Origin of the sequence: Neorhizobium sp. LMR1-1-1.1 (assembly GCF_040675795.1) — a bacterium.
Lineage (GTDB): Bacteria > Pseudomonadota > Alphaproteobacteria > Rhizobiales > Rhizobiaceae > Neorhizobium > Neorhizobium cellulosilyticum.
This window is the reverse complement of record NZ_JBEGHE010000020.1, coordinates 74,293-91,247: the sequence shown is the minus strand read 5'-3', so window position 1 is coordinate 91,247 and position 16,955 is coordinate 74,293. Positions and strand designations below refer to the sequence as shown.

General features: G+C 56.5%; 16 protein-coding genes and 2 pseudogenes. 11 read left to right on the top strand and 7 right to left on the bottom strand.

Annotated features, from left to right (window positions below; genetic code table 11):
* Positions 1 to 297: 297 nt before the first annotated feature.
* The 4 genes and pseudogenes from MRBLMR1_RS11715 to MRBLMR1_RS11700 form a co-directional block, all read right to left on the bottom strand.
* Positions 298 to 628 (bottom strand): annotated as a pseudogene (locus tag MRBLMR1_RS11715) (IS66 family transposase); the annotation flags it as partial.
* A gap of 276 nt (positions 629 to 904) precedes the next feature.
* Positions 905 to 1,120 (bottom strand): DUF982 domain-containing protein, encoded by a 216-nt coding sequence (locus MRBLMR1_RS11710; RefSeq protein WP_206829098.1) that lies wholly within the window; start codon positions 1,118 to 1,120, stop codon positions 905 to 907.
* Between the two features lie 179 nt (positions 1,121 to 1,299).
* A complete protein-coding gene (locus tag MRBLMR1_RS11705; protein WP_500064758.1) occupies positions 1,300 to 1,923 on the bottom strand; it encodes a hypothetical protein in 624 nt (207 codons plus the stop codon).
* 230 nt (positions 1,924 to 2,153) lie between these two features.
* The gene (locus MRBLMR1_RS11700; RefSeq protein ID WP_500064757.1) at positions 2,154 to 2,324 is read right to left on the bottom strand and encodes a hypothetical protein; all 171 of its coding nucleotides are present in this window, start codon (positions 2,322 to 2,324) and stop codon (positions 2,154 to 2,156) included.
* A gap of 115 nt (positions 2,325 to 2,439) precedes the next feature.
* On the opposite strand from MRBLMR1_RS11700, the gene MRBLMR1_RS11695 reads away from it, so the two are divergent.
* On the top strand, positions 2,440 to 2,763 hold the full coding sequence (locus MRBLMR1_RS11695; protein ID WP_183687000.1) for an oxidoreductase: 324 nt from the start codon (positions 2,440 to 2,442) through the stop codon (positions 2,761 to 2,763).
* Between the two features lie 75 nt (positions 2,764 to 2,838).
* Positions 2,839 to 4,155 (top strand): annotated as a pseudogene (locus tag MRBLMR1_RS11690) (IS3 family transposase).
* Positions 4,156 to 4,330: 175 nt separating this feature from the next.
* Here MRBLMR1_RS11690 and MRBLMR1_RS11685 read toward each other — a convergent pair.
* Both MRBLMR1_RS11685 and MRBLMR1_RS11680 read right to left on the bottom strand, forming a co-directional pair.
* Positions 4,331 to 4,486 carry a hypothetical protein gene (locus MRBLMR1_RS11685; RefSeq protein WP_500064756.1) on the bottom strand — a complete coding sequence of 52 codons (156 nt, stop codon included), beginning with the start codon at positions 4,484 to 4,486 and terminating at the stop codon, positions 4,331 to 4,333.
* Positions 4,483 to 5,697, bottom strand: a complete 1,215-nt coding sequence (locus MRBLMR1_RS11680) for a sensor histidine kinase (protein ID WP_500064755.1) — start codon at positions 5,695 to 5,697, stop codon at positions 4,483 to 4,485. Before MRBLMR1_RS11680 ends, MRBLMR1_RS11685 begins: the two co-directional genes overlap by 4 nt.
* 264 nt (positions 5,698 to 5,961) lie before the next feature.
* Here MRBLMR1_RS11680 and MRBLMR1_RS11675 point away from each other — a divergent pair, with 264 nt between their 5' ends.
* Positions 5,962 to 6,705, top strand: coding sequence for a Crp/Fnr family transcriptional regulator (locus MRBLMR1_RS11675; RefSeq protein WP_500064754.1), 744 nt, complete (start codon positions 5,962 to 5,964; stop codon positions 6,703 to 6,705).
* Between the two features lie 11 nt (positions 6,706 to 6,716).
* On the opposite strand, the gene MRBLMR1_RS11670 is transcribed toward MRBLMR1_RS11675, so the two are convergent.
* Positions 6,717 to 6,947, bottom strand: a complete 231-nt coding sequence (locus tag MRBLMR1_RS11670) for a DUF6894 family protein (protein ID WP_206829086.1) — start codon at positions 6,945 to 6,947, stop codon at positions 6,717 to 6,719.
* A gap of 691 nt (positions 6,948 to 7,638) precedes the next feature.
* Between MRBLMR1_RS11670 and MRBLMR1_RS11665 the strand changes: the two genes are divergently transcribed.
* The 8 genes from MRBLMR1_RS11665 to MRBLMR1_RS11630 all read left to right on the top strand — a co-directional run bounded on the left by MRBLMR1_RS11665 (position 7,639) and on the right by MRBLMR1_RS11630 (position 16,592).
* Positions 7,639 to 8,553, top strand: a complete 915-nt coding sequence (locus MRBLMR1_RS11665; protein WP_500064753.1) for an EthD domain-containing protein — start codon at positions 7,639 to 7,641, stop codon at positions 8,551 to 8,553.
* A gap of 62 nt (positions 8,554 to 8,615) precedes the next feature.
* Positions 8,616 to 9,863, top strand: a complete 1,248-nt coding sequence (locus MRBLMR1_RS11660) for a cation:proton antiporter (RefSeq protein WP_500064752.1) — start codon at positions 8,616 to 8,618, stop codon at positions 9,861 to 9,863.
* Between the two features lie 310 nt (positions 9,864 to 10,173).
* A complete protein-coding gene (paoA, locus tag MRBLMR1_RS11655) occupies positions 10,174 to 10,812 on the top strand; it encodes an aldehyde dehydrogenase iron-sulfur subunit PaoA (RefSeq protein ID WP_148147872.1) in 639 nt (212 codons plus the stop codon).
* Positions 10,809 to 11,759, top strand: a complete 951-nt coding sequence (locus tag MRBLMR1_RS11650; protein ID WP_206829090.1) for an FAD binding domain-containing protein — start codon at positions 10,809 to 10,811, stop codon at positions 11,757 to 11,759. The genes paoA and MRBLMR1_RS11650 overlap by 4 nt, the downstream gene beginning before the upstream one ends.
* Positions 11,760 to 11,762: 3 nt before the next feature.
* Entirely contained in the window at positions 11,763 to 13,961 is a 2,199-nt protein-coding gene (paoC, locus tag MRBLMR1_RS11645; protein WP_500064751.1) for an aldehyde oxidoreductase molybdenum-binding subunit PaoC, read from the top strand.
* A 73-nt stretch (positions 13,962 to 14,034) separates the two neighbouring features.
* A complete protein-coding gene (locus tag MRBLMR1_RS11640; RefSeq protein WP_500064763.1) occupies positions 14,035 to 14,934 on the top strand; it encodes an XdhC family protein in 900 nt (299 codons plus the stop codon).
* Entirely contained in the window at positions 14,931 to 15,968 is a 1,038-nt protein-coding gene (gene moaA / locus MRBLMR1_RS11635; RefSeq protein WP_500064750.1) for a GTP 3',8-cyclase MoaA, read from the top strand. The genes MRBLMR1_RS11640 and moaA overlap by 4 nt, the downstream gene beginning before the upstream one ends.
* Positions 15,969 to 15,980: 12 nt before the next feature.
* Positions 15,981 to 16,592 carry a nucleotidyltransferase family protein gene (locus MRBLMR1_RS11630; RefSeq protein WP_500064749.1) on the top strand — a complete coding sequence of 204 codons (612 nt, stop codon included), beginning with the start codon at positions 15,981 to 15,983 and terminating at the stop codon, positions 16,590 to 16,592.
* Positions 16,593 to 16,955: the final 363 nt, after the last annotated feature.

Genomic DNA, 16,955 nt, shown 5'->3' with positions numbered 1-16,955 from the left:
AATCGCATCAAACAGATGCGGGGCCTAGCAACCCGATATGACCGACGTGCCGACAACTATCTCGCCGCTCTCAAACTTGCAGCGACGAGGATATGGATCGCATCAGCTAATGAGTCCGCGTCCTAGAAGAATGGTTTCCTGCTCGCGATGATAGGTGCGCAATAATCTACAGGACTGGCTCTGTTGCGAATATCTGCCCGCGATGCGGCGAATCCGCCCTACGATCTCCAAGCAAAAGGGATTTGGTGCGTTCACAGCAAGAATGGATCAGTGAGGTAGAGCAGCGAGACGTGACATTTAGAGATCATGCTGCTTGAGCGTCTGCGCTGCCGTCGTCAAATTCCAAGGTAGCAGTTTCTCCATCTTGGTGATCGGCGTGTCAGCGATGCAGGCAAGAACTTGGAACAGCCACGCCTACCGATCGATATCGTTGAGCTTTGCTGTCATGATCAATGTGGCCACGAGTGCGGCCCGGTCAGTGCCCCGATCTGATCCAGCGAAGAGCCAAGGACTTCCTGCCGAGTGCGAAGCCTCACAAGGCTCGCTCGGCGGCGTTGTTCGTCAGGCAAATCCGGCCGTCGTCTAGGAACGACGTGAAGCCGTCCCATCGCTTGAGCATGTAATCAACGTCCTATCATCAACGTCCTATAACGCGGCCAGCGATGACGGCGGGGCGGAGCGCTGACCTCTCCCGCAGAGGGGTTAAGCCTTGGGCCTGCTGTTTCGGCAGCCCAAATATTTAGGCGGAATTCGGGAGTCGAAGGCTCGCTCGGGTAATATGGCGAGCCCTTGTCTCCATGGCCCAGGTGAGTGATCAGTAACTTGCCCAAACTGGTGTAGTTCCGTGGGTTACGGAACAAATGTCCAAGGTTAACCGCCCTGATATGGGTGTAACACTCCGCACCTAGTATTCGACGAGGTTACCTGCTTCCTGTGCAGCCAGAATGAAAGCTATGCGTGCTGATGCTGGTTCCACGACATGATCAAGGCAATCGAGGCAAGCCTTCACTGCCTCGTAGAACCGGTCACCCTCATCCCCTGGCCAATCCGTCAAGAGCGCTAGGGCGGCGTCTTCTACGGAACTGACGATGCTGCCGCGGTTACTATTATACTGAGTCAATTGAAGCGGTTGAAAAGCATGTGAAGCCTCATATTCCAAGAAAGTATCCTTTCAACCAAGTCTGATTCGGCAAACGACCCACTCGATGATCGAGTGGGGGACTCGCTAACAGACCAAAATGGCCAGAGTTCCGCTGGTTAAAGAAGAAATGTTTGAAGTCTCAACGCCCTCAAACTCACTCACCACTTGTTCCCGGCTACTAATCGAAGCCGGTGCTGGGCCGCAAGAAGAAAAAGATAGGCTGAAAGCTCTATGGTTTCCTCAAATATCTGGCCGTAACTGAGATAGGCCTCTAGCGAAAGATTCATGTGGTTCTCAGCCGCGGTCATGAGCAGAACCGCTACGCCAGCCATCGCAACCTCAATTACCGGTAATTGCCGAGACTTCGACGCAAGGAGACCTACCGTCCAGAGTTTAAACCGAACAAAGAGCCCGAATGAAAACAAAAGCAGCAACCCCACGAGGGGAGCGACCAGAGCCTTGTAGGGCAAAACGGCGCTAGTGTAGAAAGGCCCGCTGGCAGCGAATTTGATCGGCGGCAAAAAAACAGCTCCCCAACTGAGTTCTCGGCCCAGGCAAATGAACCACACTGGAGCTGCCGCAAACCATAGATAGCGCCACGGCTCTTTCGCTTGGGTACCGTAGGATATCGCTTGAAGGCCGCCGATCAAAAGAACAAGGTTTTGGGCCATCTCAATTGGGCCGTTTTCATAACTAGTCCAATTGGGTAGGTGAGACGACAGTGTGTAGGCAGCAAGGAAAGCCGCCAACGCGACGAGCCTAAAAGCGGTGTGTACAAACATTCAGGATTGTCTCTAGTTGAATCGCGTCCCAGTCTTCTGGTCGGCAGAACAAACCCACCGCCCCGTAGTCGGCCAAGTATAAATCAAATGCTTGATGCACCTGGATCAGGTCGTTTGAGGTAAAAAGACGATCCAGAATCCGGCGATCGCGATCAGGAGCAGTATGAGAAGTACGAGCACGACCAAACCGCGCCCGTACCCCTTTTTAGGTGGGAGGTCGCTATCCATCCCTACGTGCCTGTGCTGATGCCATAGACCGCGATACCAATCCAAATGATAGCGGCGATGACGGCTAGGACCGCAAGAAGTGTCAACGCAGAGCGGCCGAAAACCGCTTTCTGCCGCTGCTTCGCTACCGGCTCGGTATGATTTTGTAGGCTTGGCTCGTCTTGTGGTCGCATGTTGTTCTCCTGTTCGGAGGCTAACACGACGAACGGCGGATGGTTCCTGTACGGCGTGGAACATTACTCCGCATCAGAGGTTCGCTTTGTGTAGGGTATAAAGGAAACAACCAAAATGATGAAAATTCTTGCGGTAACGGCGCTGTCTATTGGTCTGGCAACGTCAGCGATGGCTCAGAGTTCAAGCGGCGGCAACAATGGCAGCGGAGGCAATAACAGCGGAAGCGGCGGCAACAGCAGTGGGACCAGCAGCGACACCAATTCTTCTGGTGCGAACAATTCTGGTGGAATGAGCAATTCCGGCAATGGTGGCAAGGACATGGGTAGCTCGAACACCAATTGTGGTGCTCCCGGTGGCACGCAGGGCGCGGCACAGTCTGAACAGAACAACAACACCAGCACAAATCCCGGCGCTGGTCAGGCAGGAACTTCCTGCTAACAATGAGCGAGGTCTCCAGAGGCCCGCCGAATGAACTGACCCCCGAAAGTTGGACACCCAACTTCGGGGTTTTGCATGTCCAAATACAGCGGCACGTTCAAGCAGGAGGTCGTTTCGTATCACTGCGACGGCAAGCACAGCTACCGAGAGGTTGGTTTGCGTTTCGGGCTGACCATTCCATGGTCCGCGGGTGGGTCCACGCGGCCCTTTGCGTGGCTGGCTCATCGCGGAAGCAGAGCCATCACGATGCTCAGTTCAGGCTATCGGTCCTCGAACGGATGTGGAAGGATGGCCTGTCCCGTCGGCAGGCGGCAGCGCTGTTCGACATTCGCAGCGTTGGCTGCCTCTCGGTCCGGGAGAGGCAATATGAGCGCGGCGGGCTTGAAGCCTTGGCTCCGCCTCCAAGAGGCGGGTCCCGTTCCATGCCCAAACCACCTGTCGCTCCGCCCCGGTTACGAACACCGGCGGGGATGGACCACCAAGTGATGAAGTCAGAAGCCGCGAGGAGTTGCTGGCTGAACTGGCCTATCTGCGGATGGAGAATGCATACCTAAAAAAACGGGAGGCCTTAACGCAGGCGCGTCGCGCACTGAGCGGACGCAAGCAGTCCAGGCCTTAAGGCCGCTCCATCCCCTTGACGGGCTGCTAGCGCTTTCCGGCCTGGCGCGCAGCACGTTCTATTATCAACTCAAGGTGCTGTCGTCGGGCGAACGGCATAAGGCTTCGAAGTCAACGATCCGCTCGATCTTCGACGAACACAAGGGCCGCTACGGCTATCGCCGGGTGACGCCGGCGATACGTGGGCGTGGAGGCGCGGTCAACCACAAGACCGTCCAGCGGCTGATGGTTGAGATGGGACTGAAGTCGCTGGTCCGACCCAAGGAGTACCGGTCCTACACGGGTCAGGCTGGCTAGGTGGCACCCGACCTGCTGCAACGTCAGTTCTGGGTGAAGCGCATGAACCAGGAGTGGGCGACCGATGTCACCGAGTTCAGTGTCGCCGGCGAAAAGCTGTTCCTGTCGCCGGTCATGGAACTACACAACGGCGAGATCATCGCCTTCGAGACCGCGAGGCGACCCATTTTCAAACTGGTCAAGGATATGCTCGACAAGGCAGTGAGCCGCCTCAATGACGAGGACAGGCCGATCCTGCATTCAGACCAGGGCTGGCAGTATCAGATGCCGGAATGGAGCCGGATGCTCGAAAGCCGCAATATCCCAGCAAGCATGTCACGCAAGGGAAACTGCTTCGAAAACGCCGCAATGGAGAGCTTCTTCGCCACGCTCAAGTCCGAGTTCCTCTATCCAAACCGCTTCGACAGCATTGATAGCCTGCGTCAGGGCGTCGGGGACTACATCCACTCCTACAACAACGATCGTATCCGGATGTAACTCAAAGGGCTGAGTCCTGTGCAATACAGGACCTAGCCCCAGATCATTTCAGCGATTCAACCGTCCAACTTTATGGGGTCAGTTCATAATCTGGGGCTTTTTCTTTAGTCAATGGGTCGTACCCGGTCGGGCGAGACGTGCTCTCCAAGCACAAGCCTCCATCGGAACCCAGATGTCAGTTTGTTTTGTCGATAGCGTGCGGGGAAGACTGGCGCGACGTGTCACCAGGCGTCCAGAAAGCCGGGTAAAAGCCGACAATCGCGATAGCAGCCATGAAAATCACGACCACGAAGATTGCCATAGCGATGCGCGGTTTTGCTTCGATGCTCATGAATGGGTTCCGCCGGATGGAAAATCCCCATTATCTGAAAGCGCCCGTTGGGCGTCCTCTAGCAGCTTTTGTCGATCGCTATCCGCCATCTGGGAACCGGTTCGCGAGGCATCGCTTGTGTAATCCTTTTTGTCTTCTGGCATTAGGAGCTCTTCCGCTGTGTCTAGTGATTTTTTTATCCAATGACTCTGCCCAGATTTTTTTTGCATCTGTTCCCAAGTATTCCATGATAGGTCGGGTTGTGGTTTTGGAACCTCGATCTCCGTTTGGTAGCTCCCTTGCAGGACAAACCTCACGCCGTCGGCCGCATAGGTCGTCTCACCCTTGCCAGAAAAATACGAGGCGACGATCTGGTTTGTCACACGAGAACCAAAGCCGGTTCGCGTGGGAGGTTGGACTTGCGGGCCTCCAGCCTCTTGCCAAACAAACTCGAAACCCCGTAACCCGGATGTCTTCCAAGTGATACTTACCGATCCTGTCTCGCTGGAGAGTGCGCCGTATTTCGCGGCGTTGGTGGCAAGTTCGTAAACGGCGAGTGACAGGCCAATGCCCTGCTGTGAAGAAACATGGAGTTTCGGCCCGGTGATCCGGAAACGTTCCGGATTGTCCATGTGGGCTGAGATGCTTTGACGCACGGTGTCCTCAACATCAATGTCGATCGGCACGTCGTTCAAGATGCTCTGTGCCTTGGCAAGAGCGGTAATCCGATGATGGATTGTCTCGCGAGCCTGTTCCAGCGTTTCGGCATGCCGGAGGGTCGCATTCACCACAGCGGTGGTGACATCCATCGAATTCTTAACGCGATGAACAAGCTCGTGGCGAAGAACCTCCTGGATCTGTAGACTACGGACCACAGCGGTTGTGTCCACAGCGACGTCGATGAGGCCGGCGACATTGTTCTCGTCATCGAAGAGCGGACTGTAGGAGAATGTCCAGAATGTTTCCTCCTGAAATCCATTGCGGTCCATGATGAGACGCATGTTTTCGATATAGGTTCCTCGTCCAGAGAGAGCGTCCTCGACGAACCCTTGTACGTGCTCCCACACGTCCGACCAAATGACCGAAAAGGGTTTGCCAAGGGCCCCGGGTTCCTTTGCCCCGAGAAAGGGTTTATATGCATCATTATACAGGATGTTGAGGTCGCGCCCCCAGAACAGGCAGATCGCATGACGTTGGTGTAGCATCGTCTGCACGACAGCTTTCAATGCCAATGGCCATTCGTCGATCGAACCAACGCTTGTTTTGGCCTAGGCGTGGTCGCGGATCGCATGAGCCATTGCGCCACCTGCTCGCAGGAATTCACTCATGCCTCGGTCCAATCGATTAATAGAGCACGCAGCGACCTCTACGTCCCCGAAGCCACTTCTGAACTGCAGGATTAGGCGGAAATACAGCCACCGCCTTCACATAGTTAATAGTCCATCGAGTTTTCTGATGTTTTATCCCGACGATACGGACCAGATGAAAGGCAAGCTGTGCCAAACGCATTCATCCGCAAGCTCGGCAGTTTTGAGCCGCTACGCAGTGACGATCGAGAATGGTTGGCGTCTGTCTCAGCTCACACCAGACTGGTTGGCGCGGACCAGGATTTGATTAAGGAAGGCGATAACCCGGAAAACGTTCTGGTGATCGTCGATGGTTTCGCCATGCGCTACAAAATGACGTCCGACGGCAGAAGGCAGATATTTGCTTACCTGATCCCAGGCGATTTCTGCGATCTCCACGTCGCACTTCTACGGAAGATGGATCACACCATCGCAACGCTTAGTCCATGCCGCGTGGCCCAGCTGTCACCTGGCACCATACTAGAGCTTACGGAGCGACGTCCTTCACTCGCGCGAGCGCTTTGGATGTGCTCGCTTGTGGACGGGGCCACGTTACGGGAATGGCTTGTCAACCTGGGGCAAAGATCCGCACCACATCGGATAGCGCATCTGTTCAGCGAACTACATGAAAGAATGAAGGCGGTTGGCCTCACCAATGACGGCACGTTCGAACTGCCGTTGACGCAGGCAGAACTCAGCGACACCATGGGATTATCAGTCGTTCATGTGAACAGAAGTTTGAAAGAGCTGCTTGAAGCCGGCTTGGTGAGCCTGAAAGACGAACGAATTGTGATCTCCGACGTCCAGCGCCTCAAGGACTACTCGGATTTCGATCCTAGTTATCTTCACCTTCGCTGGCCGCAAGACCTTCGGACCTCGGCACAACGAAGCTGATTCAGCATCGATCAGAGACCGTGTCGGTCCACCGAGAAGTTCACTCCGAATACGATAGTGTTATCCGCGTCGGCGACAATCATCTGCCATGCCTGGCCTTTCCAGGCGTGTCGTCCATCACTCAGCATCTGCCCCGCCGAGCGAATGGCTTCTATTCGCACCTGATCCATTCCAGCCAACTCCATACCAACCTCGTCGACAATGACCTTGCCATTCATGATGTGAAAGAAATACCGCGCCATAGATTGCTCCTTCATTTTGGCGGGAGCGCTGTGTCTCTCTGTCAACAACTGCCGGAAAGGATGCCGATGATGTCTTATGAAAACACGCGACTGCCGAATACGTCTAGCACATATGATAGGGTGGTGATGCTCGGAGTAGCTGAATGATCAATCTCGACAATCTACTCGGCGATGAGCCAGAAGCTGGGATTTACACTTGGGGCCTCAGCAGCGATCGTCTCTACGAAACACCGCGATTGCGGCTCTGTCGGTCTTGATCCTCTACAGACAATGAAGGGACTGCCAATCTTATCGTATATCGATCGCGTCCATGTGGCCGATCAGGGAATACTTTCCAGCTTGATATCCAAAGCCGTCAGGGTCGGCCTACCCTATACCGCGGAATATCGCGTGGCGAACGCGTCGAAGAAGTGGAAGCTGGTCATGACCGTCGGCCGATGCTTTCGTGACAGCACTGGAAATTCATTGCTTTATTCCAGGATCATCTACCCGGTAATGACCTTTAGCCGTCATTTAATGATGGGGAGGCACTGCATTATGTCTCTCAGGTCGTCGGTGTGTGTCGACTCAGTCCGAGGTAGGCAAAGACGGTTTCTTCACAGCAAATTTGCGGATTGTATCGCTTAGTTGCACCGCGGATGCGGAACAACGAGAGACGGCGAATGTTCTCCTGACTAACCAAGAGCATGACTTGACCATCATATCAGCCGACCAGAATTATGCCGCGCGGGATGAAGCGATCGCGATAAACTCCTACACGACCGTTCTTCGACGCCCGAGGGTGCCGCACGAGGTTTTTGCGACCTACTGGCGCGACGTCCATGGACCTCTGTGTTCGCGTATCCCAGGTCTCGGTTGGTACGTGCAGAACCATTTCCATCGTGAACAGGACGCGCATCTTTGGCCTGATGTGGAAGGCATCAAGCCTTTCGAGAACTACGTCCTCGACGGTGGTGTGGAGATCGGCTTCCAGTCGAGGGCCGATCAAGAGGCTTTTAACCAAGCATGCTCGATCCTGTTTGCCGACGAGCAGAACATGTTCGCCGCCACTGTGGCTTATTCTCTTCCCGGAGGATCGCAGACATTTGTCGACCGCGTTGCGGATCCCGTTCCCAACGGGGACGATGGCCTTGACCGAATGCACATTCATTTCGGGTCTCAAACGTCTAATCCAGCCGCATTTGCGGAATTCATGGGAGCATTCTCAAAGACGCTGGCATCTGACACCGCCGTCTTGAAAGTTCGCCTACACCTGCCTGATCGTTACGATAACGCCAAACCCGCGCCGCCCGCACCTGACGTTGACCATATGGTGACAGAAGAACGGCAACTTATCGCTATTCTCGAACTCGCCTTCGCAAACCCGATTGCGTGCAGGTCATTCTACGGTGGCGACTTGTTCCGCAGCACACTCACCGGGCAGAGCACCAACATTAGCCACTATGCCGCCTTTGCGGTCAGCGGTATCTACACTTATGTCCGGGACAAAAAACTTACCACCGCGGGACTGCGGGGCAGCAGGCCGGCGCAACTGATCGATGCGCTCGGCGCGACAAATCAAATCGTGGACGACGTTCGGAATCTTCTATTGACGGGCAGGATTTGAGTCCCTGGCCTTGATTGGTCAAATGTTTGAGTCGCTGAGACCACTGCAGAAAGTGAGCGTGCGTGGATATCTACCTTGTTACGCTGACCATACTCGGCTTCGTCGTTCTGCTGACCGCATGGCTGCCGATGATGATGCGGCGCCTACCATTATCGCTGCCCATTGCTTGCCTCGCCATTGGCGCGATGTTGGCATGGTCTCCTTTTCCGCTGTTGACTCGCTTAAATCCGTTGGAGAACCGCGAGTTCACTGAGCGGATGACGGAGGTCGTCGTCATCGTCGCTCTCATGGGCGCCGGTCTGAAGCTGGACCGCCCGATTGGATGGAAGAGGTGGGAGACGACGTGGCGGCTACTCGGGATCGCCATGCCATTGACCATCGCTACACTCGCATTCTTAGGGTATTGGATCCTTGGGTTGACTGCGGCCTCGGCTCTCTTGCTTGGTGCCTCGCTAGCGCCAACGGATCCTGTCCTCGCCAGCGATATCCAGGTTGGGCCGCCCAAGACAGGCGAGGAGGACGAGGTCCGGTTCGCTCTTACGTCTGAGGCGGGTTTGAACGATGGTCTGAGCTTTCCTTTCGTACACCTGGCGATCGCCATGGCAGTTGGGAGTGCAGGAGCCCGCGAACTGTACCAGCATTGGGCTGTCGTTGACGTAGGCTGGAGGCTGGCAGCCGGAGTGGCTATGGGCTGGACGCTTGGAAAGCTCTTCGGCTTTTTGGCTTTTAAGATGCATGGGAGCAGCCTGGCAAAGACCCAGGACGGCTTCGTTGCGCTGGGAATGACCTTCGCGACATATGGTCTAACCGAACTTACCGGTGGATACGGCTTTGTCTCCGTTTTTCTCGCCGCAGTCGCCTTCCGAGCAAGCGAACGGGAAAGTATTTTCCATGAACAGCTACATGATTTTGCCGAACAGATCGAGCGATTGCTGATGATGGTACTCCTCGTCTGCCTTGGGTCCATTGCAGTAAGTGGCCAGCTTCTCGCTCACATCGATTGGCGGGTGATCGTTGTCGCTGTCCTTGCGCTTGTTCTGGTTCGCCCGTTGTTGGGTTGGATATCCTTGATAGGATCAGGACATCCTCACGGCGAGGCGATCATAATCGCTGTATTCGGCATCCGCGGCCTTGGGTCGATCTATTATCTTGCCTATGCGACTGCGCATGCGGAATTCCAGGCTGCGGAGACCGTCTGGGCGACCGTGCTGTTAATCGTTGTTGTGTCAATTGTTGTTCATGGCATTGCCGTCACGCCGACGATGAAGTGGATCGATGATCGACGGTCAAACAGACAAATCAAGGCATAGCGAATTCGAGGTACGGGTCAAGGGTTCGTTTATTTTCACATTCAAACGACTTGCCAATGTTGTTACACAGGGCTTTGTCGGCTGGCATATGTCCGTGAAAAATCGCGCTCCCAGCACGACATAGCTCTTGGAACAAGCTCGCGGTCCGCAGCTTTTACTGCTTGGGCTGCAGGACCTAAGCGCATTCATGCGTTTCGCTAATAGGTGCATGCGGATCTGAAGGGGTAGTCCCGTTCGAACGCGCCTCTATTTGGAAAGCGACGGCGAGGTTTGTGACTGACGTGCCGGAGCCATTAGCCAGGAGGTTGAGATGCCAACACCAATCCAATTGGAACTTTCCCGACGAAAACTGCTTGTGTCATCATCCGCAACACTAGCGGTCGCTGGAGCCGCGACGGGTGTCCGTGCGGCAGACACGAGGGGAAAAACCTTGCAAAACATCACAGAAGTCGCCTTTGAGGTCAACGGAGAATCCCAGAGTCTGATCTTGGATAACCGCACAACATTGCTCGATGCCTTGCGTGAGCACCTGCATCTAACAGGAACGAAAAAGGGCTGTGACCATGGCCAGTGCGGCGCTTGCACGGTGATCGTCGATGGCCGCCGCATCAATTCCTGTCTGTCACTCGCTGTCATGCATGAGGGCGACAAGATCACCACCATAGAAGGTCTTGGCCAGCCCGGCAATCTGCACCCGATGCAGGCGGCCTTCGTCAAGCACGACGGCTTCCAGTGCGGCTATTGTACGCCCGGACAGATCTGTTCCTCCGTGGCGGTGCTCGAGGAGATCAAAGCAAACATCCCGAGCCACGTCACCGAAAATCTCACCCAGCAGGCGGCGCTTACCTCGGAAGAAATTCGCGAGCGCATGAGCGGCAATATCTGTCGATGCGGGGCCTATTCCAACATTCTCGATGCGATCAACGAAGTTGCAGGGGTGCGGGCATGAGAGCGTTTACCTACGAACGGGCATCTACGGTTGAAGCTGCGGCAACGGCGGCGGCGCAAAATCCTGATGCAAAGTTCATCGCCGGCGGTACAAATCTTCTTGACCTGATGAAGCTTGAGATCGAGAAGCCGTCGCATCTCATTGATGTGAATGGCATTAGCCTCGGCTCGATCGAGAAAACGCAGGATGGCGGCTTGCGTATCGGCGCGCTGGTGCGCAACACTGATCTCGCCGCTGATGAGACGGTACGTCGCGATTACGCCCTTCTGTCCCGCGCGCTGGTGGCCGGCGCATCTGGTCAGCTGCGTAACAAGGCGACAACCGCCGGAAATTTGCTTCAGCGCACGCGCTGTCCCTATTTTTACGATCCTAACCAGCCCTGCAACAAGCGCCAGCCGGGCAGCGGCTGTTCCGCCATTGGTGGCGTCACCCGCCAGCTCGGCGTCGTTGGGGTGAGCGATGCCTGTATCGCCACCCACCCGAGTGACATGGCAGTGGCGATGCGAGCACTGGATGCGATGGTGGAAACCGTCAAGCCGGATGGCGCCAAGCGCGCGATCCCGATCGCCGATTTCCACCGCCTGCCAGGCGATACGCCGCATATCGAAACGGCGCTGGAGCGGGGCGAGTTCATCACCGGCGTCACTCTGCCGGCTCCGGTTGGTGGCAAGCAGATCTATCGCAAGGTCCGTGACCGCGCCTCCTATGCGTTCGCGCTGGTCTCGGTCGCAGCCGTCATCCAGCCCGATGGCAGCGGCAAGGTTGCCGTCGGCGGCGTCGCCCACAAGCCGTGGCGCGTAGAAGCCGCCGAGACCGAACTCCCGAAGGGCGCGCGCGCCATGGCATCCGCCCTTCTGGCGGATGCGCGGCCGACCGAGCAGAACAAGTTCAAGATCAGGCTGACCGAGCGCACGATAGGCGCCGTCCTGTCAGAGGCGAGGGGATAAGCCATGCAGTTCGACAAACCAGCAACGACCAATCCGATCGATCAGCTCAAGGTCGTCGGCAAGCCCATTCACAGGATCGACGGCGAGTTGAAGACCACGGGTCGCGCCATGTACGCCTATGAGTGGCATGATCCGAAACTGCGCTATGCCTACGGTTATCCCGTCGGCTCCGCCATTGCTAAGGGACAGGTCACATCGATCGAGAGTGCCGCCGCAAAGAAGGCGCCCGGCGTTCTTGGCGTTGTCACCGCGCTCGATGTCGGCGATCTACAGAAAGGCAAGCTCAACACCGCCAAACTGTTCGGTGGAAGCGAGATACAACATTATCATCAGGCCATCGCCGTCGTCGTGGCCGAAACCTTCGAGCAGGCGCGTTCGGCAGCAGCTTTGATCCGGGTCGATTACGCGCCGGAAAAGGGTGCCTTCGACCTCAAGGCTGAGATGGCCAATGCCGAGACACCGGATCCTTCCACGGAACCGGACAGTTCGGCTGGTAATTTCCAGGCAGCTTTTGCGGCAGCCCCGGTGACGCTCGAGGCCGAATACGCAACCCCCGACCAGTCGCATGCGATGATGGAGCCGCATGCCTCTATCGCCGCGTGGGACGGCGATGAGGTTACGGTCTGGACGTCTAGCCAGATGATTGATTGGTGGCGTTCGGATTTCGCCATCACGCTCGGCATGGACAAGGAGAAGGTGCATCTGATGTCGCCTTTTATCGGTGGCGGCTTCGGCGGTAAACTGTTTCTGCGCGTCGATGCGGTGTTGGCGGCATTCGCGGCCAAAGCGGTCGGGCGCCCGGTCAAGGTCACGCTGCCGCGGCCGTTGATCCCGAACAACACCACCCATCGTCCAGCCACGATCCAGCGGATCCGCATCGGTGCGGAGCGCGACGGCAAGATCACTGCGATTGCACATGAAAGCTGGTCAGGCGATCTGCCGGGTGGTGGGCCGGAGACGGCGGTGATGCAGACGCGTCTGCTCTATGCCGGTGAAAACCGGATGACCGCCATGAAGCTCGCAACGCTGGATCTGCCGGAAGGCAACGCCATGCGCGCCCCCGGCGAAGCACCGGGTCTGATGGCGCTCGAGATCGCAGTCGACGAGATGGCGGAGAAGCTCGGCATGGATCCGATCGAGTTCCGCATCAAGAACGATACCCAAGTCGATCCAGAAAACCCGGAGAGGCCGTTCTCGCATCGCGATCTCATCGGGTGTCTGAAACTTGGTGCAGAAAAGTTCGGATGGGACAAACGGACACGTCCCGCGACACGACGCGAGGGAAACTGGATGATTGGCGTGGGTGTCGCGGCGGCGTTCCGCAATAATCTGGTCATGCCGTCCGGGGCGCGGGTGAGGCTTGATCAGGAGGGTATTGTCACCGTCGAGACCGATATGACCGATATTGGAACCGGCAGCTACACGATCATCGCCCAGACCGCCGCCGAGATGATGGGCGTCGGTGTGGATAAGGTCGCAGTTCAACTCGGTGATTCCCGGTTTCCTGTCTCTGCGGGATCGGGCGGGCAGTTCGGGGCGAACTCCGCCACTTCGGGCGTCTATGCTGCATGCGTCAAGCTGCGCGACGCGGTGGCCAGCAAGCTGGGATTCAACTCCGCGGATGTCGTGTTCGAGAACGGAGAAGTTCGTTCCGGCAACCGCGCTGTCGCGCTTGCGGAAGCGGCAGGGCACGAGGGTCTTGTCGGCGAGGATATGATCGAGTGGGGCGATCTCACCAAAACGCACCAGCAGTCCACCTTCGGCGGCCACTTTGTCGAGGTTGGTGTCGATATCGCGACCGGTGAGACCCGTATTCGTCGCATGCTTGCCGTCTGCGCGGCGGGCCGCATCCTCAATCCGATCACAGCCCGCAGCCAGGTTATCGGCGCGATGACGATGGGTGCCGGTGGTGCTCTGTTGGAAGAACTGGCGGTCGATACCCGCCGCGGGTTCTTTGTCAACCACGATCTCGCCGGTTACGAGGTGCCCGTGCATGCGGACATTCCGCATCAGGAAGTCGTCTTCATGGACGAAACGGATCCATACTCGTCGCCGATGAAGGCGAAGGGCGTGGGCGAGCTCGGGCTGTGCGGCGTCTCAGCGGCGATCGCCAACGCGATCTACAACGCGACCGGCGTGCGTGTGCGGCATTACCCGATCACGCTCGACAAGCTGATTGGCGATTTGCCGGACGTCGCCTGATCAAAGGCGGTGGCCGATCACGGCCACCGCACTCTCCAGAGGACATAAGTTGAGCAACACGGTAATCACGACCATGTCTAACCCGGTGCGGGCAAAGTCGGTAGACAACCCTGATGATATTCTTTGTTTTGCTATCGAGGCTGCGCAGTACGGCGGCGCAGCCCTTGCAACTCTCGTTGAGATACGGGGCGGTGCGGCACGTGCTCTCGGAGCGCATGTTGCCGTTGCGTCCGACGGGCGGTTTTGCGGTTATGTGTCAGGTGGCTGCGTCGAAGCAGCGGTGGCAACCGAGGCATTGCAAGCCATTGCCGATGGCCGGGACCGGATGGTGAAATTTGGTGAGGGTTCACCATTCTTCGACATCACGCTGCCCTGCGGCGGCGGCATCACCATAGCCATCCATGTCCTGCGCAATACGGACGTGTTGGACGATGCTTTGAAAGAGTTGGCTTGTCGTAAATCGGTGGCGTTGGCCTACAGCCCGGACCTTCAGAGACTTGCGCCCCTCGATAAAGTTCCCTTGCGATCGGGTTGGTGCGGTGAGGATTTCATCTCGGTCTATCGGCCCAAGACACGCGTGGTTATTTCTGGCCAAACGGGGGAGGCGGAGGCAGTCCGCCGGCTGGCAGAAGCGTCCGGATATGCGGTTGACGTTGTTGGTTCCAAATCAACATCGCAGATCATTGATATAGATGCGTTCACCGCTGTCGCGCTGCTCCATCACGATCTGGATCTGGAGGAAGTTTGGCTCACCAAAGCCCTAGCGTCCTCTGCGTTCTACATAGGAGCTCTTGGTAGCACCCGGACGCACCGTCGACGCATCGATCGCTTGCGATCGACTGGTGTATCTTCAGAAGCATTTGATCGAATAAAAGCTCCAATTGGCTTGTTTGGTCCGACACGAGACTCGGCTTCTTTGGCGCTCTCGGTGCTCGCAGACATTGCCGCTGCAAGACTGGAGAACTTTGGATGACTGCCATGCTACTGGACAGGGTGCTATCCCAAAACCAGCAGGCGCACATGATCGACAGGTTCGGTCGGGCCGTAACCTATCTACGCGTCTCCGTCACAGACCGCTGCGATTTCCGCTGCACTTATTGCATGTCGGAAAACATGAGCTTTCTGCCGAAAAAGGATATTCTGTCGCTGGAGGAACTCAACCGGCTATGTTCCGCCTTTGTGGCCAAGGGTGTCCGAAAACTACGACTGACCGGCGGCGAACCGCTGGTGCGCAAGAACATCATGCATCTGGTGCGCTCGATCGGCCGCCATATCGAAACCGGCCATCTCGACGAACTGACGCTCACCACCAATGGCTCGCAGCTCGCCCGCTTCTCGCAGGAACTGTACGATGCTGGCGTGCGCCGTATCAACGTCTCGCTCGATACGCTCGATCCGCAGAAATTCAAGAAAATCACCCGCTGGGGCAATTTCTCCAAGGTCATGGAAGGCATTGACGCTGCCCAGAAAGCTGGCTTGAAGATCAAACTCAACGCCGTTGCCCTCAAGGATTTCAACGAAGACGAAATCCCCGCCATGTTGCTTTTCGCGCATGGTCGCGGCATGGATCTCACCGTTATCGAAACTATGCCGATGGGCGAGATCGAGGAAGATCGTACCGATCGCTACTTGCCGCTATCGGTATTGCGCGAAAATCTCGAGAAACAATTCTCCTTGAGGGACATCCCCTTTAAGACCGGTGGCCCAGCCCGTTATGTCGAAGTGGCCGAGACAGGCGGCCGCATGGGCTTCATCACGCCGATGACCCATAATTTCTGCGAGGGCTGCAATCGCGTCCGTCTCACCTGCACCGGCACGCTTTACATGTGCCTCGGCCAGAACGATGCCGCCGACCTGCGTGAAGTAATTCGCGAAAGCAACGATCCGGCCCATTTGGCTGCGGCCATAGACGAGGCGATCGCGCGCAAGCCACAGGGCCATGATTTTATAATTGACCGGAATAACAGGCCGGCGGTATCGCGGCATATGAGCGTGACAGGCGGCTAAGGAAAATTGAAGATGAAGACCGTCGGCGGTTTACTTTTAGCAGCGGGTCGATCGAGCCGGATGCCGGAAGGTTGTCACAAGCTTCTGGCCGAGTTCGAAGGAGTTCCACTGGTACGAAAATCCGCGGAGACGATGCTGCGTTCTGACCTGGGATCTTTAACTGTCGTGACCGGACACCGATCGTCAGAGATCGAAATGGCCTTGAAGGGATTGCCGCTCTCCACAACGTACAACAAGCATTTCGAAGAAGGGATGGGGGCGTCGCTAGCCTGTGGATTTAGGCATGCCTCCTTTGCGGATTGTGATGGTGTTCTTGTTATGCTCGCCGATATGCCGGAGATCACGACCGCACATATCACCAAACTCTTGATGGCTTTTCGATCAGGCCAAGATGCGCTCGTGCGCGGCGCGGATGGTGATAAGCCAGGGCACCCGGTTGTCGTCCCATCCGCAATTTTTTCGCAGATGCAAAAACTAGATGGCGACAAAGGAGCAAAAGAAGTGCTTCAACGTCAAAAAGTCCCCGTCAGGATGATCGATATTGGAAATGCTGCGCTGAAAGACATTGATACCGTTCAGGACCTAGTGGCTGCAGGAGGAGAACTCTGTGGTCGTGGTGAGTAGTTGCAGCCAACTTTTCAGGCAAAGTTGATAAGGATGCCTCTGCCGTCGGCTCAAAGATTTCAGCGGCTTGCTTGTTTCAAGAGCGTATAGGTCGCGGGTTCGAATACGCTCAAGAGCTTAATTGGCCAACGAAGGCGGTTTACCAAGGCAGGCCCTCGAAAGTGCTCGGAGAAACTCTCTTGGTTGCCGGATCGGGAGCCCGCTCGTACCGCAACAACATGGGTGACCGCCAGCGTCCCGGCCGTGTTCTAAAGTCACCGACGTTCCGGACCCGAAAGAACTCCCATTTTAAAGATTGCTACCAGTCACATTACCAACATTACTTCTGAGGTTGCCGCCCGTTCCGCAAGTAGCTTCTGACCT